At 69.8% G+C, this 248-nt stretch carries 1 protein-coding gene; it reads right to left on the reverse strand.

Annotation, left to right across the window (positions count from 1 at the left end; genetic code table 11):
- A partial coding sequence (locus SB719_RS21790; RefSeq protein ID WP_412159979.1) for a hypothetical protein occupies nt 1–248 on the reverse strand: 248 nt, incomplete at both ends.

Consider the following 248-nt stretch of genomic DNA (forward strand, 5'->3'; position numbering starts at 1 on the left):
GCCCGACGCGAGGAACTGGTACAGCTGCGCCATCGCGTACGGGGTCTGGTCCATCGCGCCGAGAATCAGCGCCGGATTCGGCTCGGCGCGGATGCCGGCGAGGATGTGCACCAGATCGACCAGCGCGCGCGGCCCCACGTCCATGCCGATGCGCACCGTGGCCTGGTTGTAGGACCGCGCCAGCGCATCGATCATCCGCACCGTGCCGTGGCTGCGTCCGTCGGAATTGCCGGGATTCCAGCGCTGGC

Source organism: Pantoea sp. SIMBA_079 (assembly GCF_046940275.1).
Lineage (GTDB): Bacteria > Pseudomonadota > Gammaproteobacteria > Enterobacterales > Enterobacteriaceae > Pantoea > Pantoea borealis.